General features: G+C 62.9%; 24 protein-coding genes. 22 read left to right on the forward strand and 2 right to left on the reverse strand.

Translation table 11 applies throughout. The features are described from left to right. The first annotated feature begins 199 nt into the window (after positions 1–199). From mnmE to JQM66_RS03785, 8 genes are all read left to right on the forward strand, one after another. Positions 200–1582 carry a tRNA uridine-5-carboxymethylaminomethyl(34) synthesis GTPase MnmE gene (gene mnmE / locus JQM66_RS03750; protein ID WP_235228472.1) on the forward strand — a complete coding sequence of 461 codons (1383 nt, stop codon included), beginning with the start codon at positions 200–202 and terminating at the stop codon, positions 1580–1582. A gap of 104 nt (positions 1583–1686) precedes the next feature. Continuing rightward, positions 1687–2241 (forward strand): DUF1836 domain-containing protein, encoded by a 555-nt coding sequence (locus JQM66_RS03755; RefSeq protein WP_235228473.1) that lies wholly within the window; start codon positions 1687–1689, stop codon positions 2239–2241. 1 nt (position 2242) lies between these two features. Further along, the gene (locus JQM66_RS03760) at positions 2243–3115 is read left to right on the forward strand and encodes a DegV family protein (RefSeq protein ID WP_235228474.1); all 873 of its coding nucleotides are present in this window, start codon (positions 2243–2245) and stop codon (positions 3113–3115) included. 20 nt (positions 3116–3135) lie between these two features. Next, positions 3136–4092: a 50S ribosomal protein L11 methyltransferase gene (prmA, locus tag JQM66_RS03765; protein ID WP_235228475.1), complete on the forward strand. Its 957-nt coding sequence runs from the start codon at positions 3136–3138 to the stop codon at positions 4090–4092. Between the two features lie 20 nt (positions 4093–4112). Continuing rightward, the gene (locus JQM66_RS03770) at positions 4113–5096 is read left to right on the forward strand and encodes a bile acid:sodium symporter family protein (protein ID WP_235228476.1); all 984 of its coding nucleotides are present in this window, start codon (positions 4113–4115) and stop codon (positions 5094–5096) included. A 126-nt stretch (positions 5097–5222) separates the two neighbouring features. Beyond that, positions 5223–6023 carry a ParB/RepB/Spo0J family partition protein gene (locus JQM66_RS03775; protein ID WP_235228477.1) on the forward strand — a complete coding sequence of 267 codons (801 nt, stop codon included), beginning with the start codon at positions 5223–5225 and terminating at the stop codon, positions 6021–6023. 106 nt (positions 6024–6129) lie between these two features. Next, positions 6130–7947: a VanW family protein gene (locus JQM66_RS03780; protein WP_235228478.1), complete on the forward strand. Its 1818-nt coding sequence runs from the start codon at positions 6130–6132 to the stop codon at positions 7945–7947. Positions 7948–8042: 95 nt separating this feature from the next. Next, positions 8043–8666, forward strand: coding sequence for a TVP38/TMEM64 family protein (locus JQM66_RS03785; RefSeq protein WP_235228479.1), 624 nt, complete (start codon positions 8043–8045; stop codon positions 8664–8666). A 29-nt stretch (positions 8667–8695) separates the two neighbouring features. On the opposite strand, the gene JQM66_RS03790 is transcribed toward JQM66_RS03785, so the two are convergent. Beyond that, complete coding sequence (locus tag JQM66_RS03790; RefSeq protein ID WP_235228480.1) at positions 8696–9685, reverse strand: ATP-binding protein; 990 nt, start codon at positions 9683–9685, stop codon at positions 8696–8698. Positions 9686–9687: 2 nt separating this feature from the next. Continuing rightward, the gene (locus JQM66_RS03795; RefSeq protein ID WP_235228481.1) at positions 9688–10626 is read right to left on the reverse strand and encodes a DnaD domain protein; all 939 of its coding nucleotides are present in this window, start codon (positions 10624–10626) and stop codon (positions 9688–9690) included. A gap of 223 nt (positions 10627–10849) precedes the next feature. On the opposite strand from JQM66_RS03795, the gene JQM66_RS03800 reads away from it, so the two are divergent. The 14 genes from JQM66_RS03800 (at position 10850) to rsmG (ending at position 25579) form a co-directional block, all read left to right on the forward strand. Further along, entirely contained in the window at positions 10850–11179 is a 330-nt protein-coding gene (locus JQM66_RS03800; RefSeq protein ID WP_235228482.1) for a cell division protein ZapA, read from the forward strand. Further along, positions 11176–13290 (forward strand): U32 family peptidase, encoded by a 2115-nt coding sequence (locus JQM66_RS03805; protein WP_235228483.1) that lies wholly within the window; start codon positions 11176–11178, stop codon positions 13288–13290. Before JQM66_RS03800 ends, JQM66_RS03805 begins: the two co-directional genes overlap by 4 nt. 401 nt (positions 13291–13691) lie before the next feature. Next, the gene (locus tag JQM66_RS03810) at positions 13692–14123 is read left to right on the forward strand and encodes a dUTP diphosphatase (protein ID WP_235228484.1); all 432 of its coding nucleotides are present in this window, start codon (positions 13692–13694) and stop codon (positions 14121–14123) included. Between the two features lie 146 nt (positions 14124–14269). Continuing rightward, complete coding sequence (locus JQM66_RS03815; protein ID WP_235228485.1) at positions 14270–14845, forward strand: Maf family protein; 576 nt, start codon at positions 14270–14272, stop codon at positions 14843–14845. A 14-nt stretch (positions 14846–14859) separates the two neighbouring features. Beyond that, the gene (gene mreC / locus JQM66_RS03820) at positions 14860–15705 is read left to right on the forward strand and encodes a rod shape-determining protein MreC (protein ID WP_235228486.1); all 846 of its coding nucleotides are present in this window, start codon (positions 14860–14862) and stop codon (positions 15703–15705) included. A 37-nt stretch (positions 15706–15742) separates the two neighbouring features. Then, positions 15743–16255: a hypothetical protein gene (locus tag JQM66_RS03825; protein WP_235228487.1), complete on the forward strand. Its 513-nt coding sequence runs from the start codon at positions 15743–15745 to the stop codon at positions 16253–16255. 11 nt (positions 16256–16266) lie between these two features. Then, complete coding sequence (locus JQM66_RS03830) at positions 16267–18471, forward strand: penicillin-binding transpeptidase domain-containing protein (protein ID WP_235228488.1); 2205 nt, start codon at positions 16267–16269, stop codon at positions 18469–18471. Positions 18472–18567: 96 nt separating this feature from the next. Beyond that, the gene (locus tag JQM66_RS03835) at positions 18568–20442 is read left to right on the forward strand and encodes a glycoside hydrolase family 13 protein (protein ID WP_235228489.1); all 1875 of its coding nucleotides are present in this window, start codon (positions 18568–18570) and stop codon (positions 20440–20442) included. 187 nt (positions 20443–20629) lie between these two features. Further along, positions 20630–21388, forward strand: coding sequence for a ParA family protein (locus JQM66_RS03840; protein ID WP_235228490.1), 759 nt, complete (start codon positions 20630–20632; stop codon positions 21386–21388). Between the two features lie 19 nt (positions 21389–21407). Next, the gene (locus JQM66_RS03845) at positions 21408–22298 is read left to right on the forward strand and encodes a ParB/RepB/Spo0J family partition protein (RefSeq protein WP_235228491.1); all 891 of its coding nucleotides are present in this window, start codon (positions 21408–21410) and stop codon (positions 22296–22298) included. Beyond that, entirely contained in the window at positions 22295–22864 is a 570-nt protein-coding gene (locus JQM66_RS03850; protein WP_235228492.1) for a hypothetical protein, read from the forward strand. The genes JQM66_RS03845 and JQM66_RS03850 overlap by 4 nt, the downstream gene beginning before the upstream one ends. Positions 22865–23059: 195 nt before the next feature. Continuing rightward, positions 23060–24364 (forward strand): serine--tRNA ligase, encoded by a 1305-nt coding sequence (gene serS / locus JQM66_RS03855; protein ID WP_235228493.1) that lies wholly within the window; start codon positions 23060–23062, stop codon positions 24362–24364. Between the two features lie 67 nt (positions 24365–24431). After that, positions 24432–24884 (forward strand): large-conductance mechanosensitive channel protein MscL, encoded by a 453-nt coding sequence (gene mscL / locus JQM66_RS03860; RefSeq protein WP_456238717.1) that lies wholly within the window; start codon positions 24432–24434, stop codon positions 24882–24884. Then, positions 24884–25579 carry a 16S rRNA (guanine(527)-N(7))-methyltransferase RsmG gene (gene rsmG, locus JQM66_RS03865; RefSeq protein ID WP_235228495.1) on the forward strand — a complete coding sequence of 232 codons (696 nt, stop codon included), beginning with the start codon at positions 24884–24886 and terminating at the stop codon, positions 25577–25579. Before mscL ends, rsmG begins: the two co-directional genes overlap by 1 nt. The last annotated feature ends 50 nt before the right edge of the window (positions 25580–25629 follow it).

Here is a 25629-nt window from a genome sequence, read left to right on the forward strand (position 1 = left end):
TGACCCCCGTATTTGCGGTCAACTTGACACAGCCGTGTCAAGTTGATCCGCCCAGCGTCTTTCTTTTCCACCGCTGCGGCGGCGACTTTTCTTTCGGCAAGACGAAAGAAAAGTGGGGGCCGCATTCCCGCCCGGCAAAGCCGGGCATCCCCCGTCCCCCGCCCCGTGGGCGGACACCCCTATTCAAGGAGCTGATCTCATGGACATCATCGCCGCCATCGCCACCGGCGGGAACCCCACCGCCATCGGCATCGTCCGGGTATCCGGCGAGGGCTGTTTCGCCCTCTGCGATAAGGTCTTCCGCGCCCTGAACGGCAAAGCGTTTTCCGCCCAAGAGCCCCGGAAGATGATCTACGGCGACATGCTGGACGCCGAAGGCCGCGTTATTGACCGGGGCCTGGCCATCCGGTTCCCCGGCCCCCGCAGCTACACCGGCGAGGACTCCGCCGAGTTCCACTGCCACGGCTCTCCCGTGGTGCTGCGGGAGCTTTTGAGCGCCCTCTTTGCCGCCGGAGCCCGGCAGGCCAAGGCAGGAGAATTCACCCGCCGTGCCTTTTTGAACGGGCAGCTGGACCTGACCCAGGCAGAGGCCGTCATCGACCTCATTGACGCGGAGACTGCCTCCGCTGCCCGGAACGCCGCCGCCCAGCTGGACGGCGGTCTGCGCCGGATGCTGGAGCCCATTCAGGACGCCCTGCTGGAGATCGCCTCGCGGTTCTACGCCGTGGTGGACTACCCCGACGAGGACATCGAGGACATCCAGCCGGAACAGGTGACGGAAGCCCTGGACACCGCTGACCGCCAGCTCACCTCCCTGCTGGCCACCTGCCAGCGGGGCAAGGTGCTGAAGTCCGGCGTCCGGACCGCCATTGTGGGACGGCCCAACGCCGGCAAGTCCTCCCTGCTCAACGCCCTGGTAGGGTATGAACGGGCCATCGTCACCGACATTCCCGGCACCACCCGGGACACGGTGGAGGACACCGCCGTGGTGCGGGATGTGCTGCTGCGGCTGGTGGATACCGCCGGCATCCACGACACCGCCGACACCGTGGAGCGGCTGGGCGTGGAGCGCAGCCGGAGGGCCGTAGAGCAGGCCGACCTGGTGATCGTCGTGGTGGATGGCCTGACCGGCCCCACGGAAGCAGACCGGGAGATCCTGGAGCTGGCCAGCCGCGCACCCCATTGGATTCTTGGCCTCAGCAAGTCCGACCTGCTTCCCGACGGCTTCTGCCAGATCCTGAAGCGGCCCAAGGGGCTGCGGGGACCGGATGAATGCCTGTCCTTCAGCTCTGTGGCTCCCGGTGGACTGCGCCTTCTGGAGGACGCCATCGCAGAGCTGTACCCCGCAGGCTCCCCCTCCCAGACCGGAAGCCTTTTGACCGACCAGCGGCAGGAGGAAGCCGCCAGCCGGGCCCGGGACGCCGTCCGCCGGGCCAAAGCTGCCCTGGAGGGCGGTCTGACCCCCGACGCGGTGCTGACTGACGCAGAGGAGGCCCTGGAGGCCCTGGGTGAACTGACAGGCCGCACCGCCCGGGAGGAGATCATCTCCCGCATCTTTGAACGGTTCTGTGTCGGAAAATGAGAAAAATCCGGTTCCCATCTTTGCAAAATATGATTTACAAAACTAGATTACAGTGGTAAAATAGTCTCTGTACCAAGTTTCAAACTGGAAAAGGAGGCTTTTGCATGCAGGATCTGTCATCTCTGCTGGAATGTCTGCGGCAGCAGCGACCGGTGGAGTGGGAACAGCTTCCCGATTTCGCCCTGTATATGGACCAGGTCCTCAGCTACATGGACCGCCAGGTCATCCGCTTTGACGAGGACGACGGACTCACCGCCGCCATGGTGAACAACTACACAAAAAGCGGCCTGGTGCCCCGGGCCGAAGGCAAGAAATACAACCGGGACCACCTGGCCTATCTGACCGCCATCTGCGTCCTCAAGCATGTCATGTCCACCCGGGACATGGATCTGCTGATCAAGGAGGAGCTGCAGGGGGACCGGACCATTCCGGACAGCTACGCCGCCTTCTGCGGCAGTCTGGATAAGGCCCTGACCCTGACCGCCGACGAGATGGAGGCCCAGGCTCCGGACCAGTCCCTGGCAGACGCCGCCATCCACTTCGCCCTGCTGAGCTATGCCGCCGGCGTGGCCAGCAGCCGGTATGTGACCCTCCTGCGGCAGCAGAAGGAATCCGCCCAGGAAACCCACGGAAAAAAATCCAAGAAGGAGCATGATTGATATGAGAGACTTTGTCATCATGACCGACAGCTGCTGCGACATGACCGCTCAAATGGCGGAGGAGCTGGAGCTGAAAGTCCTTCCCCTGAGCCTGCTGATGGGCCAGGATACGTACCGCAACTGGCTGGACGGCCGGGAGATCGGCTTCCATGACTTCTATGAGCGCATCCGGGCAGGCGCCACCGCCACCACCTCCGCCATCAGCGTGGGTGATTTTGAGGAGGCCATGCGGCCCATTCTGCAGGAGGGCAGGGACATTCTGTACCTGGCCTTCTCCTCCGGCCTGTCCACCACCTACCAGTCCGCCGTCATTGCGGCAGACGGCCTGCGGGAGGAATTCCCCGACGCCAAAATTTACACGGTGGACTCTCTGGCCGCCTCTCTGGGCCAGGGCCTGTTCGTCTATCTCTGCGCGCAGCAGAAGCGGGCGGGAAAAACGATTGACGAGGTCCGGGACTACGCCGAAGAGATCAAGCTGAAGGTCTGCCACTGGTTCACCGTGGACGATCTGAACCACCTGAAGCGGGGCGGCCGCATCAGCGCCGCCACTGCCCTGTTCGGCACCATGTTGACCATCAAGCCCGTGCTGCATGTGGATGACGAGGGCCACCTGATCTCCGTCAGCAAGGCCCGGGGCCGGAAGGCCTCCCTGCTGGCTCTGGTGGACCGGATGGAGAAGACTGCCATCGACCCCAAGAACCAGACCGTCTTCATCAGCCACGGCGACTGTGAGGCCGACGCCCAGTTCGTGGCCGACGAGGTCCGCCGCCGCTTCGGCACGGAGGACATCCACATCAACTACGTGGGCCCCGTCATCGGCAACCACTCCGGTCCGGGCACCCTGGCTCTGTTCTTCCTGGGCACTGAACGATAACACAGGAGGCTTCTCAACATATGAACTGGCTGGAACTTCACATCGACACTACCCACGCCGGATTGGACACGGTGACGGCCATGCTGTCCGCCCTGGACATTGACGGCGTCATCATCGACGACGAGACCGACTTCCAGGACTTCCTGGAAAACAACCACCAATACTGGGACTATGTGGACGAGGACCTGGAAAAGGCCATGGCCGGCAAGTCCCGCATCACCTTCTACCTGCTGGCCAACGACACCGGCTACGGCAAGCTGGGCGAGGTCCGGGTGGCTCTGCAGAAACTGAAGGAGAGCCGGGATGACTGCGGCACCCTGCTGCTGAGCATGGAGAACATCCAGGACGCCGACTGGGAGACCAGCTGGAAGAAGTATTACAAACCCCTTGAGATCGGCGACCGGCTGCTGGTCATCCCCCAGTGGGAGACCGCCGATCCCAAGGGCAGAGTCCCCCTGATCCTGGACCCCGGCCTGACCTTCGGCACCGGCAGCCACGCCACCACCCGCCTGTGCCTGACGGCCCTGGAAAAAGCCGTTCAGGGCGGCGAGCGGGTACTGGACCTGGGCTGCGGCAGCGGCATTCTGTCCATCGCCGCCCTGCGGCTGGGCGCCGCGGAGGCCACCGCCGTGGACATTGACGACAAGTGCCTGACGGTGGCCTATGACAACGCCGCCCTCAACGGCATCGGCAAGGACACCTATACCGTGAAGGTAGGCAACGTCCTCACTGACGAGGCCATGCGGGCCCAACTGGGCGGCGGCTATCAGATCGTCCTGGCCAACATCGTGGCGGACGTCATTATCGGCCTGGCTCCCCTGGTGCGGTCCATGCTGGCCCCCGGCGGCCTGTTCCTCTGCTCCGGCATCATCGACACCCGGGCCGAGGAGGTGGCGGACAAGCTCCGGGAAGCGGGGCTTGTGATCGAAGAGACCCGCTCTGCCGAGGGCTGGTTCGCCTACACCTGTCATTTCTGACTCCACAAGGGGGTTTTCCTTTGCAAAAGCTGTCCCGGTGGGACCGGTTCCTCGGTTCCTACTTTCCCTGGTTCGTCCTGGCCTGCGCCACTACCGGCGTTCTGTTTCCCGACACCTTTTCCTGGCTCAACGGCAGCATCACCATGGGCCTGTTCGCTTTCATGACCTTTGCCAACAGCCTGGGCGGCGGCTTCCGGGAGCTGGGGCGGGTATTCCTCCGGCCCTTGCCGGTGGTGGTCACCCTGCTCCTGCTCCATGTGGTCATCCCCCTGCTGACGCTGGGCCTTGGAAATCTGCTGTTCCCGGACGCCCCCCTGTTTACCATCGGCCTGGTGCTGGAATACGTCATCCCCACCGGAGTGGCCTCTCTCATGTGGGTGGGCATCTGCGGCGGCAATGCGCCCCTCTGCCTCTCCATCGTCCTGCTGGACACCCTGGCGGCTCCCGTGGTGATCCCCCTGTCCCTCAAGCTGCTGGTGGGCTCCGTGGTGGAGGTGGACACCTGGGGCATGATGGGCGACATGATGGTGATGGTGGCCCTGCCCGCTCTGGCGGCCATGACGGTGTACCAAGTCACCGGAGGCCAGGCGGCTATGACGCTGAAGCCCAGACTTGCGCTGTTCGCCAAACTGGCCCTGCTGACCGTCATCACCGCCAACGCCACCTCCTGTTCCTCTTTCCTGCGCAGTATCGACGGCACGCTGGTACTGGTGATGGCGGCGGTGTTTCTGCTGTGCCTGTTTGGGTTTCTGGCGGGCTACTGGGCAGCGAAGCTCCTGGGGCTGGATTTCCCCACCCGGGCGACCATGTGCCTGAACACCGGTCTCAGGAACATCAGCGCCGGGTCGGTGCTGGCGCTGCAATACTTCCCCGCCCAGGTGGTCTTTCCCGTTGCCTTCTCGCCGCTGTTTTTACAGTTCACCACTTCCATCATTGTGAAAGTCCTGATGCGGACCCCCTCCGGGCGGGCATACGCCGCAAAAAAAGAAGACATTTCCGTATAACGAACAATTTTGTGCGTGGCAAAAGCCGCGCACTTTTTTTGCCGCTGTGGCCACTCTTCGACAGGATACACCCGACTTTTCGTCTTTTATTGGGTAAAATGGTAAAAACCGGAAGGAAGTGAATCCATGAAGCCGACCATCCAAGTGCTGCAGCTGCCTGCGGAGGAGATCCGCCCCAATCCCCGCCAGCCCCGCCGGGTCTTTGACGAAACGGGGCTGCGTGAGCTGGCGGACTCCATCCGCACCCACGGCGTCCTCCAGCCCCTGACGGTCCGCCGCACGGCGGAGGGCTGGGAGCTGATCGCCGGAGAACGGCGCCTGCGAGCCTCCCGGCTGGCGGGACTGGAGACCGTCCCCTGTATTGAGAGCACCGCCGGCGACGAGGAATCCGCCCTGCTGGCCCTGATCGAAAACCTGCAGCGGCAGGACTTGCACTACTTTGAGGAGGCCGCCGCCATCGGGGATTACATCCACCGGACCGGCATCACCCAGGAGGAGGCCGCCCGACAGCTGGGCCGCAGCCCCTCGGCCCTGGCCAACAAGCTGCGGCTGCTGCGGCTCTCCCCCGCTTGCCGGGAGCAGCTGGTGCAAAGCGGCCTGACAGAGCGCCACGCCCGGTGCCTGCTGCGGCTGGAGGACGAATCGGAGCGGCTGGCGGCCCTCAAGTACATCGCGGACCACCAGCTGAACGTGGCCCAGACGGAGCAGTACATCGAGCGGCGGCTGGCAGCCCTGCAGACTACGCCCCCGGCGGGACGGCGGACCTTCATTCTCAAGGATGTACGGCTGTTCCTCAACAGCGTGGACCACGGCCTGCGGCTCATCCGCAGTGCCGGGGTGAACGCCGCCTGTGACCGCCAGGAGACGGAAGAGGACATTCTTCTGACCATTCGCATCCCCAAGCAGCGGGCGCCAAAAGTGCCCTGATTGTTACGGGATTGTAATTTGTTTTTCCCCAAACCTGTGTTAAAATGGGAAACTGAGCATAGAGTGTTCTGTGCCTGTCCACATTTGAAACAACAGGAGGGGCTTCATGGAGCAGACGACAAACGAAGCCAGCGTGCAGAAAAAAGGCGGTGCCCGACTGCAGAAGCCGGAGGCCGTAAAATCCGGCAGCAAAAAGCCGCTGGCGGTCCTGGGGATCGTCGTGGGCGTGCTGGTGCTGGCCTATGTGGGCCTATGCGCCTATGCCGGGTCTCTGAATACCTTTTACCCCAATTATCACATCAACGGCATCGCCGTGGGCGGGATGACCGTGGACCAGGCGTCCCGGGCGCTGGCGGCGGAACTGCCGGAGCAGGCCATGGCTCTCCACTGCGGGGATGATCCGGTCAAATTGGGCTGGCCTTCGGACTCCCTCCCCCCTGTGACTCTGGGGGAGCTTGGCTATACGGAGGAGCGCTGCGGCGCCATTGCCCAGCGCCTGTTTGACCAGCAGAGGAGCATCGGCTTTTTCAGCCGGGGCAGCCGGTTCCTGTCCGCTCAGTTTTCCTCCACGGGGGACACGGTCTCCAGCGAGGACATGGATGCGACTGTTTTTCAGGAGCGGGTGACCCAGCTGGCGCAGGAGCTGGCCCTGGAGCCCCAGGACACCACTTACTCCATCGGTGAGAACAGCATCTCCATCACCAAGGCCGTCAACGGGCGCTCCGTCAAGGAGGACGCCCTGGCCGATGCGCTGATGCATGCCATTAGTACATACGGCGCCCAGGGAGAGTTGATCGCTTACATCAGCTTTGCCCATTTCAACCCCTGGAACCTGACGGCCCAGGCCATCCACGACGAGGTGGCCGCCGAGATGAAGAACGCCGGGTACGATCCGGAGACCAAATCCATCACCCCGGAGCAGCTGGGAGCGGACTTCGACGTGACCGCCGCCCAGAAAGCGCTGGACGCTGCGGACCCCGGTGAGACCGTGGAAATTCCCGCTGTCATTGAGTACCCCACCGTCACCGCCGAGACCCTAAAAGGTGTCCTGTTCCGGGACGTACTGGGCGAGGCCAAAACCAAGGTGGGCGGCACCGCCGCACGCATCTCCAACGTAAAGCTGTCCGCTTCCTCCATCAACGGCCATGTGATGAACAGCGGCGACGTGTTCTCCTATAACGGCGTGGTGGGCAAGCGGACCGCCGCCAACGGCTATCAGCCCGCTCCCGCCTATGTGAAGGGCGAGACGGTGGACGAGATCGGCGGCGGCATCTGCCAGACCTCCTCCACGTTGTATCTGGCCTGCCTGCGGGGCAACCTGGAGATCACGGAGCGCCACGCTCACCGCTACATTCCCGCCTACATCGCCGCCGGCATGGACGCCACCGTGTCCTGGGGCGGCCCGGACTACAAATTTACCAACAATACCGACTATCCCATCAAGATCGTCACCAGCTATGAGGGCGGCTATCTGACGGTGAAGGTGCTGGGCACCAACGTCACCGGCATCACCGCCAAAATGACCAACGAGAAGCTGTCCACCACCGATTTCCAGGTGGTGTACGAGGACGATCCCACCCTGGCCCCCGGCACGGAGCAGGTCAAGACCACGCCCTACACCGGGTCCAAGTGGAAGACCTACCGCCACCTGTACGATGCCAACGGCAAGCTGATCTCCACCACCTACGAGGATACCAGCGACTACAAGGCCCGGAACAAGGTCATCCTAAAGGGTCCCGCTGCCGCCGCATCCACGGACCCCACTGTCCCCGCCGTCAGCCCCGGCACCCCGGAGACGCCGCCCACCTCCACGGAAACACCGGCGGTGGAGACACCCGCCGTGCCGGAGACGCCGCCGGACACACCTGCGGAGCCCGCCGACGGTCCCGCCATCATCGTCATGCCGGAGGAACCTGAATTCTGAAACAAAAGAGATCGCTTTTTTGAAAAAGCGATCTCTTTTTTCGCCTTTTTGGGCATACTATGAATAAATTTCGACGGATTTGGGAGGGGAATTTCATGGAAAAATACCGGTGGCTGCCGCTGGCAGCGCTGCTGGCGGGAACACTGGCCCTGTGGCCCCTGCGGGACCAGCTGACGGCAGAGCGCATCGCCGCCTGGTCTCCCCGGGAGACAGGACTGGCAGCGGTTTTTCTGCTGGCCCTGTACGCCGTCAAGAGCCTGTCGGTGGCCTTCCCCCTCTCCGCCCTGGAGGCCGCCGGGGGACTGCTGTTCCCTTTGCCCGCCGCCCTGGCCGTAAACCTGTTGGGGGTGCTGACGGCGCAGGTGATCCCTTTTCTCCTGGGCCGCCGGGAGCAGGCAGCGCTGGAGACCCTGACAGCGCGGCATCCCCGCCTGGCGGCCCTGCGGCCCAGAGACCGTCCGGGCCGGTCCGTGTTCCTGCTGCGGCTGGCGGGTGCCACTCCCGGAGACCTGGTGAGCCTGTATCTGGGGGCCTCCGGGGTGCCCCTTCGGGCCTATCTTACCGGCGGTACCCTGGGGAGTTTGCCCCGGGTGGCCGCCGCCACGGTACTGGGAGCGGCCCTGTGGGAAATTGGCAGTCCCCGGTTCTGGCTGTCCCTGCTGCCCGGGGCGGCGCTGACAGGACTGTCGCTTGTCTTGTGGCGACTGTGGAAACCGTAAAAACCGGCCCTTTCGGGCCGGTTTTTGGGTTATCTGCGCTGTTTTTTCAGTTTTCGGATATCCTCTCCAAAGAAGGGCAGCATTTGGTACTCGCCCTCGATGCGGGAGGCGATCTGAGGAGAATAACGACGGCTGATATCCTCAACCTTCAGATTGGTACTGAGGATGGTAGACCGCTTCTCGATTAGGCGGCCGTTGATGATCTGGTACAGGGCGCTCTGAATGAAGGCAGTGGTCATCTCGGTGCCCAGGTCATCCAGGATCAGCAGGTCGCAGTTCAGCACCCGGTCCACATCGCTCTCCGCTTCCTCTTCCCGGCCGAACTTCTGCGTCTCAAAACGCTGGAAAATATGGCCGGCGGTGTCGTACACCACAGACCAGCCGTCACCGCTGACCTCCCGGGCAATGGCGGCGGAGAGATGCGTCTTGCCCAGCCCGGGGGCGCCACTCAGCAGCAGGCTCCCGCTCTCCGGGCCGAAGTTCTCGGCATACGCCTTACAGGTCTTATATACCCAGTCCATATTCTCCCTGGCGGAGATGCCCAGGGACGGCGTGGATTCCTCGGAATACCAATCCAGAGAAAAGGTATCAAAGCTCTGGCTGCCCAGGTCCAGCATCCGGCTCAGCTCCTTCTGCTGCTCCCGGGCGTAATAGGTCCGCAGGCAGCGGCACACCTGGCCGTTGCGGTAACCTGTGTCGCCGCAAAGGCGGCAAAACGGTTTTTCCTCCAGGCAGGCCTCCGGCAGGCCCATGCGGGCCAGCAGATCCCGCTTTTCCGCCTGCAAACTCAGGTTTTCGTCCCGCAACCGCTCCACCGCCGGGCGGGGGTCCGTACCCTGGCGCAGGGCATTGGCGATGATGCGGCTCATGGTGGACCGCAGCTCGCTGTCCACCTCCCGCAGGCGGGGCTGACGGCGAAACACGTTCTCACGCCGCTCCTGAAACTGCTCCTCCCGCCGGCGCTTGTCCTCCTCGAACCGTTGGAGTGCCCGGTGCATGATCTTTCCGTCATAAGCCATGGTCACACCCCCTTCTCACGCTGCTGGATGTACTTCTTCATCCAGGACACATCCTCGCCGCCGGACGCAGCCGGATGGCTTTCCTTCCGGGGGGCGGGCCGGTCTCCGGCCTGGATCTCCTCCGGCGTATGTAGGCCCGCCTCGTGCCAGCGCTTCAGAATACCATTGCAGTAAGGCCACTTCAGCTCGTGGCACTTCAGCACCGTCTTGTCGTAGGCCAGGGCTACCGATTCCGGCGGGAACCCCATCTCCTGCCAGGCGGTGAGGTACTTCTCCTCCGACGCCACCGGCAGCCGGTCCCCCAGCCCCAGCACCTGCATATAGCGGGGCACGGATGCCTGCTTTTCGGCGTATTTTTTCAGGTATTCCACCGCGGCCTTCTGGGTGTCGATGCCCATACGGGCCCAGGCGTAGCCCTCCTTCTCGATCTGCCGCAGAGTGGGCCGGCGGCCCTCGCCGTACCGGCGGCGGATGCGCTGGTCACAGTGGCACACCAGCAGATAGATCACGTCGGCGGGCAGGCCCAGATAGTCGTTGAGCCCCAGCAGGACCCCCACGTCCGGGGTGGTCAGCTTCTTGCCCAGCTTTTTCTCCACCTCGGCCACCAGACCGCGGAATTCCCCACTGTCCTCCAGCCGCTCCATAATATCGGAGCGCTGATAGACCGGCCGCTCGTCGGCGGGTTCCAGGGGCGCGGCCTTCTCCGGGGCGGCGGATGCGATGAGCCCCAGCTGCCGCAGGGTCTCTTCCGCCGCTTCGATGCGGCTCCGCTCCCAGCGGAGCTCTCCCGCCAGGGACCGGGGCGGCACGGTGCCGTGGTGCCGCAGGAGGGCCAGATACAGCAGCGCCGCGTCGCCGTCGCCCTTTTCCAGCAGCCGCCGGGCCGCCTGGGCCGACAACGTCACGTTTTCTTCCGCCGTATGGACCAGCACACTTGCCATGGCTGCCCCTCCCTCCTTCGTTTTTCGTGTTCCCTTATTCTACACGAAAAACAGCTTCCCGGCAAGTCCTTTGCCCATTCCCGTGCAAGGCTGACCCGCGAAGTTTATGAATTTTTTCAAAATCCACGGTTTTCTTATAGCGCACATCTGTCTCGTATGATATACTATACGCTGAAAAAATGGGTGGCTTCTGCCCTTTTACCAATGAAGAGGAGGAATCGTCATGGCAAACCGCGTCGTCGTCACTATTTGCGGAGAGGAATACACCTTTGTGGCCGAGGAATCTGCCGCCTACATGCAGAAGGTGGGCAGCTATGTGGGGGACAAGATGGCGGAAGTTCTGGGCAGCGCCAAGGTGGGCCGCACCGATGCCGCCGTCCTGACCGCCGCCAACATCGCCGACGAGCTGTTCAAGGCCCAGGCCTCCGCCGAGCAACTGCGGGCCCAGATCAAGGGATATCTGGATGAGGCCGGCAAGGCCCAGGCCGAGGCCAGCGAGCTGCGCCGGGAGGTCTTCCGTCTCCAGCAGCGGCTGAACCAGCAGAACAAGTGACCAGCAAACCGGAACTCCTGGCCCCTGCCGGGTCCCCGGAATCCCTGCGGGCCGCCGTGCAGAACGGCGCCGGCGCGGTGTACCTGGGCTGGGGCGATTTCAATGCCCGCCGGAGCGCCAAGAATTTCTCCGAGGAGGAATTCAAGGAGGCTCTGGTCTATTGTCATATCCGGGGCGTCCGGGTCTTTCTGACCCTGAACACCCTGCTGACGGACCGGGAGCTGCCAAAGGCCCTGGAGACCGCCCGGGAGGTCTGCCGTCTGGGGGTGGACGCCATCCTGGTGCAGGACTGGGGCCTTTTTGAGCTGTTGCGGAAAAGCCTGCCGGACCTGCCCCTTCACGCCAGCACCCAGATGAGCGTGTTCACCTCCGGCGGAGCCTGCGAGATGGCCGCCGACGGCTGCGAGCGCATCGTGCTGGCCCGGGAGAACTCCGCCGAGGACACCGCCGCCATCTGCAGAAACTGCCCCGTGGAGGTGGAGGTGTTCGTCCACGGCGCCCTGTGCATGTGCTACTCCGGCCAGTGCGCCATGAGCGCCCTGATCGGCGGCCGGTCGGGCAACCGGGGTCGCTGCGCCCAGCCCTGCCGTCTGCCCTATGGCGTCAACGGACCTGCCAAAAAGGACTATCCCCTGAGCCTCAAGGACAACTGTCTGGCCTGCGAGTTGGGGGACATGGCGGAGATGGGGGTGGCCTGCCTGAAAATGGAGGGCCGCATGAAGCGGCCGGAGTATGTGGCCATCATCACCCGCATCTACGCCCGCCTGCTGGAGGAAGACCGGGAGCCCACCGCCGCCGAGCTTTCAGAGCTGGAGCAGGCCTTCTCCCGCTCCGGCTTCACCGACTGGTACTGGCAGGGGAAGCACGGCGCCAGGATGTTCGGAACCCGCCCGGAAAACGCAAAAGACCCCAAGGAATTGTTCGAGGCGGCGAAATCCGCCTATGAGAAGGACGACCTGCGCACGGTCCCCGTGCGCTTCACCGCCGCCATCCGGGCCGGAGCACCCTGCGCCCTGACCGCGGAAGACGGCACCCACGCGGTCACCGTCACCGGTCCCGTGCCGGAGGCCGCCCGGAACCGCAGTCTGACGGCGGAGGAAGTGGCAGACCGGCTGAAAAAGACCGGCGGCACCGCCTACCGCTGCGAAAGCGCGGAGGTCACGGTGGACGAGAGCCTGTCCCTCCCCGCCAGCGCCGTCAACGCCCTGCGGCGAGACGCCCTGGCCGCCCTGACGGAGGCCCGGACCGCGGTCCCGCCCCGCCGGGAACTGCCCCTGCCGGCGCTGCCGGATGTCGATTGCAGCGAGTCCGCCCCCGCCCTGACTGTTTCCGTCTCCACCGCCGCCCAGATCACGGAGGGCCTGTTGGCCTGCGGCCCCGCCCGGGTCTACGTGCCTCTGGAGGTGCTGGCAGAGCTGGAATCTCTGCCCCGGGCTGATACCGAATGGTGCGCCATCCTGCCCCGCATTTGGCGGGACCGAGACGAGGTCCTGCTGAAGGACTGGCTGGCCCACGCCAAAGAGCTTGGCGTCTCTGCCGCCGCCGTGGGCAACATCGGCCAGCTCTCCATCCTGCGGGGGCTGGACATGGCCCTGTACGGCGACTACGGTCTGAACGTTTTCAACAGCTGGTCCCTGGTCTACCTGCGGGACAAGGGGCTGTCCTCCGCCTGCCTCTCTTTCGAGCTGCGGGGGTCCCAGATGCGGGACCTGAAAAAGGTCCTGCCCGCCGAGGCTATTGTCTATGGCCGCCTGCCCCTGATGATCACGGAGAACTGCCTGGTGCAGAACGGCTGCGGCTGCCGCCTGGACCGGAACGGCCCGGCGGTGCCGGAAAACGGCCCCTGCCACCGGCCCAACTTCCTTCAGGACCGCACCGGCGCTGCTTTCCCCCTGCTGCCGGCCTACGGCCACCGGACAGAGGTCCAGAACAGCCGGGTGCTGTGGCTGGCGGACCGGCCCGACTGGAAGCGGCTGGGACTGGCCTACGCCCGCCTGCGGTTCACCACCGAAAGCCCGGAGGAGTGCGTCCGGGTCATGCGGGCCTATCAGGAAGGCCGCCCCGCGGAGGGCGAATTCACCCGGGGCCTGTACGAACGGGGCGTGGAATAAAACCGGCACCCCAATAGCGGGCGGATGATATCCGCCCCTACGAATTGCACCAGGGCAGCGGCAGCAGAAAGAGAAGCTGAGGCCATTCGATCAGCGCCCCGAAAGCCGCACCCAGCTACCAACTGCGGGGAAGCACCATCTCTGTTCCCCAGGAGTCCAGCGCACCCGGTACCAGCCTGCAAGTCTGCACTGCAACGATCACGACGACTCCGGTTCTTCTCTTTTGGACCGCCCAGCGGCCCGTTTTCTCTTCTTCGCAAGAAGAGAAAATGGGGGGGGGGGGCTGGCCCCGCGGCGGAGCCGCACGTCCCCGCGCCGTCCGCAGACGGCGCCTTCGCCTAACTACGATTTGTATAATATTCACCTGATATTACAATATATCATCAATTTTGGAGTTTCACATGGAAGAAATCAAGGTAAAATATTTTGCAGAGGACCTTCCGGAGCTGTGCTACGTGGAGGGCAAATCCGACTGGATCGACCTCTGCGCCGCTGAGGAAGTGACCTTGAAGGCCGGGGAGTTCCGGCTGATTCCCCTGGGGGTGGCCATTGCTCTTCCCCGGGGATACGAGGCCCACATCGCCCCCCGCAGCTCCACCTTCAAAAACTACGGTATTCTGCAAACCAACTCCGTGGGGGTGGTGGACTGCTCTTACTGCGGCGACAACGACCAGTGGCGGATGCCCGTCTACGCCACCCGGGACGTGACCATTGAGAAGCACGCCCGCATCTGCCAGTTCCGCATCGTGGAGAATCAGCCCCGGCTGACCTTCACCCGGGTAGCGCACCTGGACGGCCCCGACCGGGGCGGCTTCGGGTCCACGGGAAAGTGAGGAAAATTCGCATTCTCATGCGAATTCATATACATGCCCATTTGCTCGCCGCTGAAACGGCAGCCGCAAATGATGGCAAAGGACCTTCCTGCGCGGAGGTCTGGTGAAACTTGAGGCGCTATCTGGCGCAGGAAGGTCGTTATATCATGGCAAGGATCGTACTGGCCTCCGGGTCTCCCCGGCGGCAGGAATTATTGCAGCGCATCGGCATCACGGACTTTGATATCCGGGTGCCGGAGGCGAATGAGGATTATCCCGCCGGTCTGACGCCCCAACAGATCGTGGAATATATCTCCCGGGAAAAGGCGGATGCCGCCGCAAAGCTGTGCACCCCCGACGAGATCGTCATCACCGCCGACACCATGGTGTTTCTGGACGACCAGCGTCTGGGCAAGCCCGCTGACGAGGCGGACGCCCTGCGGATGCTGACCGCCCTCCAGGGCCGGCACCACACCGTCTGCACCGGCGTCACCGTCCGGCAGGGAGACCGGAGCCTGACAGAGAGCGAGACCACCGAGGTCTACTTCCGCTCCGCCACGGAGGCAGAGCTGCGGGCCTATATCGCCACCGGGGAGCCCATGGACAAGGCCGGGTCCTACGGCGTTCAGGGCAAGGGCGCCCTACTGGTGGAGAAGCTCAACGGCGACTTCTTCAACGTCATGGGCCTGCCGGTGCTGCGCCTGAGCCGGATGCTGGCGCAATTTGGTGTCAACCTTCTGTAATTGGAGGCTTTTTCTTGAAAAATTTCCTGAAAAACAACGGATTATGGGTTTTGTTCGCCGCGGCGGTCATCGCCGTGGCGCTGACACTGCTGTCCGTGTTCAGCTACACCTCCTCTCCCCTGGCCAACGCGGCCAACGTGCTCGCCTCCCCCTTCCGGGCCGCCTATACGGCGGTGGCGGACTGGTTCAATGACTTCCAGAAGCACTACCAGGACACCACGGCCCTGGAGGAGGAAAACGCCACCCTGCGGCGCAAGATCGCGGAGATGGAGGCGGAGATCCGCCAGGCCCGGGAGGACAGCGCGGAAAACGGCCGTCTGAAAGAGCTGCTGGGGCTCCAGGACCGGCGGCCGGACCTGACCGGCGACCTGCAGCAGGCCATGGTGACGGAGCATGCCGTCACCAACTGGACCTCCTCCCTCACCATCAACAAGGGCACCTCCAGCGGCCTGGAGGTAGGCGACTGCGTCATGGACGAGACCGGCGCCCTGGTGGGCATCATCCACGAGGTGGGCACCAACTGGGCCACCATCCTGACGCTGGTGGATACGGATACCTCTCTGGGCGCCCAGGTGTTCCGCACCGGCGACCTGGGGCTGGCCCAGGGCGATTTCTCCCTGATGCAGGAGGGGCGCCTGCGGCTGAACCTGCTGCCCGCCGACGCCAGCCTGCTGGGCGGCGACCTGGTCATCACCAGCGGTCTGGGCGGCTTCTATCCCCAGGGGCTGGTGATCGGCTCCGTGGAGAAGGTCCAGATGGACCCCTCCGGCTCCGATTCCTATGCCATCCTGACTCCCGCCGTGAACTTTGACCAGCTGACGGAGGTCTTTGTGATCCGCTCCTTTGACCCGGGCACCTGACCCGGGGCTTCTCAGTCTTTGGAAAGGAGGTGCCGCCGTGCTGGCACGCAATGAAGTCATTTTCAAGTGGACTCTGTACGCCGCCGCCACGGCGCTGTGCTTCCTGCTGCAGGGGGCGCTGTTTCAGCGCGTCACCATCTGGGGGGTCATCCCCTTTGTCTATCCCCTGCTGGCAGCCATCCCCGCTACCTACGAGGCCCCTGCTCCCGCTGCAATCTTCGCCCTGTGCGTGGGCGTGGTGTGCGATGCTCTGCTGCCGGGGTCCATCCCCTGTTTTTACACCTTGGTCTTTCCCGTGATCGGACTCTGTTCCTCCCTGCTGGCCCAGAGAGTCCTGCCCGCCGGCTTTTTCTGCTCCCTGGCAGTGAGCCTCATGGCCTTCTGCCTGACGGACCTGTTCCGCTGCTTTCTGCTGTGGGTCACAGGCCATGGCGCCTGGAAGGCGGGGCTGTTCCTGCTGCTGCGGGAGCTGTGCGTCACCCTGCCCCTGAGCATTCCCACAGCGTTTCTCTACCGCGCCGTGGCCCGCAAGGTCCACATGTATGATTAAGAGGAGATCCCATGAAAGATTCCCGAACCCCTCGCCTGCTGGCATTGGCGGGCTTTCTGGCGGCTGTGCTGCTGGTTTACCTGGGCGTGCTGTACAACACCCAGGTCCTTCAGCACGAGAACTATCTGGCCCAGTCCCTGCATTCCATTGCCACGGAGGAGACCATCAACGCCTCCCGCGGCATCATTACGGACCGCAAGGGCCGCACCCTGGTATCCAATGATTCTGTTTACGACCTGACCTTTGACACCAGTCTGCTGAAAGAGGGCCAGGACCAGAACGAAGCCATTCTGCGGCTGCTGGAGCTGTGCCGGGAGGAAGGCCTGACCTGGGCGGACAACCTGCCCATCTCCACCACCGCGCCTTACCTATACAAGCTGGAGGCCATGTCCGATACCCAGCGGAGCCGGTTCCGCACCTATCTGCTTTCCCTGAAGGAGGCCAGCAGCCTGCTGGGCGCCTATCTGCTGGAACACCCGGAGCTGGCGGAGGTGCCGGAGGAGGAAAACGGCGACGGAACCGCCTCGTCCAAAGCGGAGAACAGCAGCACCACTCAATCTCCGGAGACTCAGGGCAAGGCGCTGTTGAAGCAGCTTCCCCTCTCCGCCTTTACCAGCCAGCTGCTGAACGCCGCGGGGCTCACCCCCGCCAGGCTGCTGGAACTGATGGGGAAGGAGATGAAGCTCCCCTCCCATTTCTCCCAGAAGGACACCCGGCAGGTGCTGGGCGTCCGCTATGAACTGGCACTGCGGCGACTGAACGGCTATACCGACTATGTGCTGGCAGAGGATATCGACATCGAACTGATCTCCGTCATCACCGACGGCGGCTATGCCGGCGCCAGAATCTCCAACTCCTCCGTCCGCAAATATGAGACCTCCTACGCCGCCCACATTCTGGGCACCGTGGGACCCCTGTACGCGGAGGACATGACCAACCCCCTGTACGCCGACTATCCGGGAGACGCCACTGTGGGCAAATCCGGCGTGGAGTCCGCCTTTGAGGAATATCTCCGGGGCAAGGACGGCAAGCGGGTGGTGTCCACCAACAGCGAGGGAAAAATCACCGGTGAGTATTATGCAGTTGAGCCAAAACCCGGCGCCACTGTGGAGCTGACCATTGACCTGGAACTCCAGCAGGTGGTGGAGGACGCCCTGGCGGAGACCGTCACCAGCATGAATCTGGAGGACGGCCGGGATGACCGTGGAGCCGCCGCCGTGGTAGAGAAGGTGGGCACCGGAGAAATTCTGGCCCTGGCCTCCTATCCCACCTATGACCTGTCCACCTACCGCCAGTCGGCTGTCTACGCTCAGCTGGCCGCGGACCCCGCCAAGCCCTTCCAGAACCGGGCCACCTCCTATCCCTACGCCCCCGGCTCCACATTGAAGCCCCTGACCGCCGTGGCGGCCCTGGAATCCGGCGCCACCACCTTGGCGGAAAAAATCCGGGACACGGGCTGGTGGTCCTATCCCAACGACCCCACCGGCAGCGGCACCTGGTGCTGGTTCCGGTCCGGTCACGGTCTGATCAACGTGATCCAGGCCATCACCAACTCCTGCAACTACTTCTTCGCGGAAATGGGCTACCGCATGGGCATGGATATCCTGCGGGAATACCTGACTGCCTTTGGCCTGGGAGAGCACACCGGCATCGAGATCGGCGATAACGCCGGCACCCTTCCCGAGAATGAGACGGGCCACAACTATGCCCCCTGGGCGGCCTACGGCCAGGCCAACCAGGAGTACACGCCCCTGCAGCTGGCCAACTACATCGCTACCCTGGTCTCCGGCGGCAAGCACTGCCAGGCCCATCTGCTGAAGGCCGTCAAGACCTACGACAACTCGGAGGTCCTGGCCCTGGGCGATACCAGCCCCGACCGCACGGTAGAGATCCATGACTCCACCCTGGAGGCCGTAAAGAAGGGCATGCTGGGCTATACCCAGCCCGGCGGCATGGTCTACAGCTATTTCAAGGACTGCGTGGTGTCCGCGGGCGCCAAGACCGGCACCGCCCAGCTGGGCGGCAAGCAGACCAACAACGGCGTGTTCGTGTGCTTCGCTCCTTATGAGGAGCCGGAGATCGTGGTGTCCATCGTCATTGAAAAGGGCGGCGCGGGCGCAGCTCTGGCCTCCACCGCCGTGAAGATTCTCAACGCCTACTTCACCGCCGACGAGATCGGCACTGCCACCCTGCCCGAAAACCAGCTGCTGCCGTAACCGACTCCGGCTTTCACCGCCTTGCGGTGCGCAGCTTTCTGGAAACGTTTCCAGTTCTCACTGTTCCATCAAACCAACACAAGGAGCTCCCCATCCATGAGTGAACCGTTTGTTTTTGATTCCCGCTATCCCCTGTTCAAAACGCCTTTCGGCGCCGTCACCTGCGGCCAGACCGTGACTTTCCGCTGCCGTCCCCTGGCAGCGGAGGGCTTCACCCACTGCGCCCTGGTGCTGCGCGCGGAATTCTCCGGGATATCCCGCGAGACCGAGCTAACTTTGGCCGGTCCGGCGGAGGAAGACGGCCGTCTCTCCTTTACCGGTGAGATCAGCGCCCCGAAGAGTCCCGATCTGGTCTGGTATCACTTCCGCTTCTGGCGGGAGGATGGAACCGGATGCGATCTGGACAAGACCGGCTACCGCAGCGACGGCCAGGTGGACCCCTGGCAGCTGACGGTCTATGAGAAAACCTATACCCCCGCCTGGTTCGGCGCCGGGGTAACGTATCAGATCTTCCCAGACCGATTCCACCGGCTGTCCATCCCAGACCCCACCGGGATGGTGGGCGACCGCTGGGTCCATGAGGACTGGGGCGACGCCCCCGTCTGGAAACCCGATCCGGACGGTGAGGTGCGAAACCGGGACTTTTTCGGCGGCTCTCTGGCAGGCATCACTGCCAAGCTGGATGATTTTGCGGAGCTGGGCGTCACCACCCTGTATCTGAACCCAATTTTTGAGGCGGCCTCCAACCACCGCTACAACACGGCGGACTACTCCAGGGTGGACCCCATGCTGGGCACGGAGGAGGACCTGCGGACCCTCTGCGCCCAGGCCAGGCAGCGGGGCATCCGGGTCATGCTGGACGGCGTGTTCAACCATACCGGCTCCCAGAGCCGCTACTTCAACGCCGACGGCTTCTACCCCACTCTGGGCGCCGCCCAGAGCCAGGAGAGCCCCTACTACAACTGGTTTTCTTTCCATCACTGGCCTGATGATTACGAGTCCTGGTGGGGCATCCGCACCCTACCCGCCGTCCGGGAGGAACATCCGGATTATGTAAACTATATCATTGAGGATGAGGACTCCATTATCCGCCACTGGCTCCGGGCGGGCATCTCCGGCTGGCGGCTGGACGTGGCGGACGAGCTGCCGGACTGGTTCATTGAAAAGCTCCGGGCCACTGCAGTGAAGACTGACCCGGAGGCCTTCATCCTGGGCGAAGTCTGGGAAGATGCTTCCACTAAGGTGGCCTATGACCAGCGGCGGAAATACCTGCTGGGTCACGAGCTCCACGGCGTCATGAACTACCCCTTCCGAACAGCCCTGTTGGACTATCTGCGTGGAGGCGACGCTGCTGTCTTTGCCGAAGCCATGGAGACCCTGCGGGAGAACTATCCCCCGGACGCTTTCAACTCCGCCATGAACTTCCTGGGCACCCACGACACCCCCCGCATCCTGACGGTGCTGGGCGCACACAAAATGCCCAAGGACCGTGAGAAGCGTGCGGTATACCGTCTCTCCCCCAAAGAGCGGGAAAAAGGCCTGGCTCTGGTGGAGCTGGCGGCGCTGATCCTGTTCACCTTCCCCGGCTCCCCCACTGTCTACTACGGCGACGAGGCCGGCATGGAGGGCTGGGAGGACCCCTTCAACCGAGGCACCTACCCCTGGGGCCACGAAGACGAGACCCTGAAGGCCCGCTTCGCCCTGCTGGGCCGCCTGCGGAACCAGCGGTCCGCCCTGCAGAAAGGCACCATTCGCTACCGCTTTGCGGAGGGGCCCCTGCTGGCCTATGAGCGGGAATACGGCCAGGAGGTCTGCCTGACCGTGGTCAACGCCGACCACAAGCCCCATCACCTGACCCTCCCCTGGTCCCGGGACCGGGCGAAGGACCTGCTGTCCGGTCAGGTCCTTGAGACTTCGGAAGGAGACCTGTCTCTGACCCTCCCTCCCTATAGTGGGCTGCTGCTCAGTTGATATAAGGACCTGGATGTTTCACGTGAAACATCCAGGTCCTTTTCTTGTTTGCCCCGGCCCGACTCCGCAGTGTTTCACGTGAAACCTCCGCAATTTTTTCGTGCTTTTTCTCCTGAAGCCCTTGCAAGCCATATGACACATTGTTATAATATATCTTGTCTGTTAACTATGGAAAGTAGGTGCCTTCGTGGCTAAAATCATCGCAATCGTCAATCAAAAAGGCGGTGTCGGTAAGACCACCACCTGTGTCAATCTGGCCGCCGCCCTGACCGAGGCTGGGAAACAGGTCCTGCTGTGCGACTTTGACCCCCAGGCCAATGCCACCTCCGGCATAGGGGTGGATAAGACTGTCTCCAAGGGCATTTATGAGGTGGTCATCGGGGACGTGCCCGCCGCTGATGCGGTGGTCCGCACCCGGTACGGCGACGTGTTGCCCTCCAACAAGGCTCTGGCCGGCGCCGGCATCGAGCTGATCACCATGGAGCGCCGGGAATTCCTCCTGCGGGACGCTCTGGGCTCCCTCCAGGGCCAGTACGACTACATCTTCATCGACTGCCCGCCCTCCCTGGAGCTGCTGACCCTCAACGCCCTCTGCGCCGCCGATGGCATTTTGGTGCCGGTTCAGGGGGAATACTTCGCACTGGAGGGTCTCTCGGACCTGATGAACACGGTCCGCCTGGTGCGCCGGTCTCTGAATCCCCGGCTGGAGCTGGAGGGCGTTCTGCTCACCATGTTCGACGGCCGCACCAATCTGGCCCTGCAGGTGGCGGAAGAAGTGAAGCACTACTTCCCCGGCAAGGTCTACGCCACCGTTATCCCACGCAACGTCCGGCTGTCCGAAGCCCCCAGCCACGGCAAGCCCATCACCTCCTACGACCGCTCTTCCCGCGGTGCGGAGGCCTATACCGCCCTGGCGGCGGAATTTTTGAAGCGTCAGGCCAAGTGACGCTGAAAGGAGTATCCCCATGGCATCCAAAAAGCCCTCCGGCCTTGGCCGGGGCCTGGGCGCCCTGCTGGGTGACGATGTGATGGACACCGAGACCCAGGGCGCCATGTATCTCCCCATCAGCGAGGTGGAGAGCAACTCCGCTCAGCCCCGCAAATTCTTTGACGAGGCCGCTCTGGCAGAGCTGGCAGACTCCATCCGGCAGCACGGCATTATTCAACCCCTAACCGTCCGCAGGCTCTCCTCCGGCTATTACCAGATCATTGCCGGCGAGCGCCGCTGGCGGGCCGCCCGTCTGGCGGGCCTCAGCGAGGTGCCCGTCACCGTCATCGAGGCCGACGACCGCAAGGCTGCTGAGCTGGCCATGATTGAAAACCTCCAGCGGGAGGACCTGAACCCCATGGAGGAAGCGGCGGGCTACCGCTCCCTTATCGACCAGCATCACATGACCCAGGAGGAGGCCGCCAACCGCGTGGGTAAATCCCGCAGCGCCGTCACCAATGCATTGCGGCTGCTGGAGCTCACTCCCGCGGTTCAGAACCAGGTGGAAGCAGGCCTGCTGTCCGCAGGTCACGCCCGGGCGCTGGTGCCCCTCTCCCCCGCCCAACAGGTCCAGGCCGCCAACGCCATAATCGAAGGCGGTCTGTCCGTACGTCAGACGGAAGCGCTGGCCAAGCGTCTGTCCGTCGGGGAAAAGCCGGAAAAGAAGGCCCCCGCCGACGAGGTGGACTACGCCGCCGTGGCTCAGAAGGAGCTGTCCTCCCGATTGGGCCGGGGTGTGAAGATTGTGAATGGCCGGAAAAAGGGCCGCATTGAATTGGAATACTACGGAATGGACGACCTGAACGATCTGCTGGAGGCTCTGGCACTTCTGAAGGTCCGCAAAGCCCGGAAAGGACCGAAAGCATGAGTCTGGAAAACGAAAACAAGGCTTCCCAGCCGGAGGCCTCCGATGCTGAGACATCCAAAAAGGGGAATCCCACAGGCAGCAAGCCCGTGATCATCTATATTATGATCCTCTTCATTGCTGCGTTTTTGCTGATGGCCTTGTCCTTCCTGATGCATCAGCGCAGTAACACAGAGGCTCTGGGAGACCTGCAGAACTCCGTCACCGCCATGCAGGAGGTCCAGAGCTATCAGGACAAGGTCATCGAGCTCCAGGAGGAACTGGCAGCCGCCGAGGATGCCCTGGAGGAACAGGAGAAAACTTCCCAGGAGGCCCTGGCCGCCAAGGAGCAGGAGTTGGCCCAGCAAGGCCAGGTGCTGGAGGCCATGACGGACCTCTACCGCCTGCAGCAGGCCTACAGCAACAAGGACTATGAAAGCTGCCAGACCATCATCCGCCAGATGGAGAGCAGCGGCTCCGTGGAAAGTCTGCCCAAGCAAGTTGCCGGAGACGCCGCTGTCACCGCTCCCTATGAGCGTTTCACCCAGTTCAAGGAGGCCGTCACCGCCATCCTGGCCCTGGGCGATTGACCCGCATATTCCCCCCGTTAACCCGGCCCGAAGCCCAGCGAAGCGGGTTCGGGTCGGAGAGGAGGCGTGACGGAATGTATGAGCTTTCGCGCTGCACGCGGAAGCGAAGGATATGGAGTCTACGCCGACGACGTTTCACGTGAAACATTTCCCCAAAACTCTTATAATTTGATATACAAAAGGAGATACCACATCATGCTCGACATTCGTTTTGTTCGGGAAAATCCCGACATTGTCAAGGAAAACATCAAGAAAAAGTTCCAGGACGCCAAGCTGCCCCTGGTAGACGAGGTCATTGACCTGGACACCAAGCGCCGTGCCGCCATCGTAGAGGCCGACCAGCTGCGCTCCAACCGCAACACCCTGTCCAAGCAGATCGGCATGCTGATGGGCCAGGCCAAGAAGGACCCCAGCAAGCTCCAGGAGGCCGAGGCCGTCAAGGCTCAGGTGAAGGAGCAGGCCGACCGTCTGGCCGAACTGGAGAAGATCGAGACCGAGCTGGACGAGAAGGTCCGCAAGATCATGCTGGTCATTCCCAACATCATCGACGAGTCCGTGCCCATCGGTCCCGATGACTCCTGCAACGTGGAGGTGGAGCGCTTCGGCGAGGCCAAGACCCCCGACTTCCCCATCCCCTACCACACCGAGATCATGGAGTCCTTTGACGGCATCGACCTGGACGCCGCCGGCCGGGTCTCCGGCAATGGCTTCTACTATCTGCTGGGTAACATCGCCCGGCTGCACGAGGCCGTGCTGGCCTACGGCCGCGACTTCATGATCGACAAGGGCTTCACCTACTGCATCCCCCCCTTCATGATTCACGGCAACGTGGTGGAGGGCGTCATGAGCCAGACTGATATGGACTCCATGATGTACAAGATTGAAGGCGAGGACCTGTACCTGATCGGCACCTCCGAGCACTCCATGATCGGCCGCTTCATCGACCAGATCATCCCCTCCGAGCAGCTGCCCCAGACCCTGACCTCCTACTCCCCCTGCTTCCGCAAGGAGAAGGGCGCCCACGGCATCGAGGAGCGCGGCGTGTACCGCATCCACCAGTTCGAGAAGCAGGAGATGATCGTGGTCTGTAAGCCCGAGGAGTCCAAGGACTGGTACGAGAAGCTGTGGCGTTATTCTGTGGAGCTGTTCCGCAATCTGGACATTCCCGTCCGCCAGCTGGAGTGCTGCTCCGGCGACCTGGCCGACCTGAAGGTCAAGTCCTGCGACATTGAGGCCTGGTCTCCCCGCCAGCAGAAGTTCTTTGAGGTCTGCTCCTGCTCCAACCTGGGCGACGCCCAGGCCCGCCGCCTGCGCATCCGCTACAAGGACGAGAACGGCAAGATGCAGCTGTGCCACACCCTGAACAACACCTGCGTGGCGCCTCCTCGCATGCTGATTGCCTTCCTGGAGAACAACCTCCAGGCCGATGGCACCGTGCTCATCCCCGAGGTCCTGCGTCCCTACATGGGCGGTAAGGACAAGCTGGTGCCCAAGAAGTAATTCTTCCCCGGCAGCTTAAGCAAAATATTCCGTATTGTAATATTTTTAATGTTATATACAGAAAGGAATGAACCTTATGGCTAAAACATCTGGTTTTATGGCAGAATTCAAGCAGTTCATCGCCCGCGGCAACGTGATGGACATGGCTGTCGGCGTGATCATCGGCGGCGCCTTCGGCAAGATCTCCACCTCCCTGGTCAACGATGTCATCATGCCTGCCGTGTCCATGCTCACCGGTGGTGTGGACTTCTCCAACTGGAAGATCGTCCTGAAGGCCGCCGTGGCTGGTGCCGACGGCGTGATCGACCCCGCCACCGAGGTCGCCATCAAGTACGGCAGCTTCCTGGCTACCATTCTAGACTTCATCATCATCGCCTTCGCCGTTTTCTGCCTGATCAAGTTTATCAACGGCCTGCACCGCAAGAAGGAAGAGGCCCCTGCCGCGCCCCCCGCTCCTCCCGAGCCTTCCGCTGAGGAGAAACTGCTGGCAGAGATCCGGGACCTGCTGAAGAACAAGTAATGGAACAGCTCCTACAAGAGGGTCTGGCCGCCCTGGGGCTCCCCCGGGACGGCATCCCCGCCCTGGTCCGCTACGCGGACCTGTTAGTGGAGAAAAACAAGGTCATGAACCTGACTGCCATCACGGAACCGACGGACATCGCGACCCTGCACTTCCTGGACTGCGCCGCCTTGCTGAAGCTCACAGACTTTCAGGGCAAGACTGTCGCAGACGTGGGCACCGGGGCCGGGTTCCCCGGCATGCCCCTGCGTATCCTGGAGCCCTCCATCCGCCTGACCCTGCTGGATTCCCTGAACAAACGCATCGACTTTCTGAAAGAAGTCTGTGATGACTTTGGCTTCGGGGATGTGGACTGCGTCCATGCCCGGGCCGAGGAGTTTGCCGCAGAGCACAGGGAGGGCTTTGACATCGTCACCTCCCGGGCCGTGGCCAACCTGCGGATGCTCTCCGAGCTTTGCCTGCCCCTGGTGAAGGTAGGCGGCACCTTCTTGTCCATGAAATCCGTAGACTCCGATGCGGAACTGGCGGAGGCCCAAAAGGCCATTGCCACACTGGGGGGCCGGGTGACAGACGTAAAGGATTACGTCATCCCCGGCACCGAGATCACCCACCGTGTCATTTTTGTTCAGAAAATGAAAGAAACACCCCAAAAATACCCCCGTGCTTTCGCAAAAATCAAGAAATCCCCCCTTTAATTCGATTATTTTTCCATTTTGGGCTGTACGGTTTCGAAAATCATGGTATA

This window comes from Oscillibacter valericigenes (assembly GCF_021531915.1).
Taxonomy (GTDB): Bacteria; Bacillota; Clostridia; order Oscillospirales; family Oscillospiraceae; genus Oscillibacter; species Oscillibacter valericigenes_A.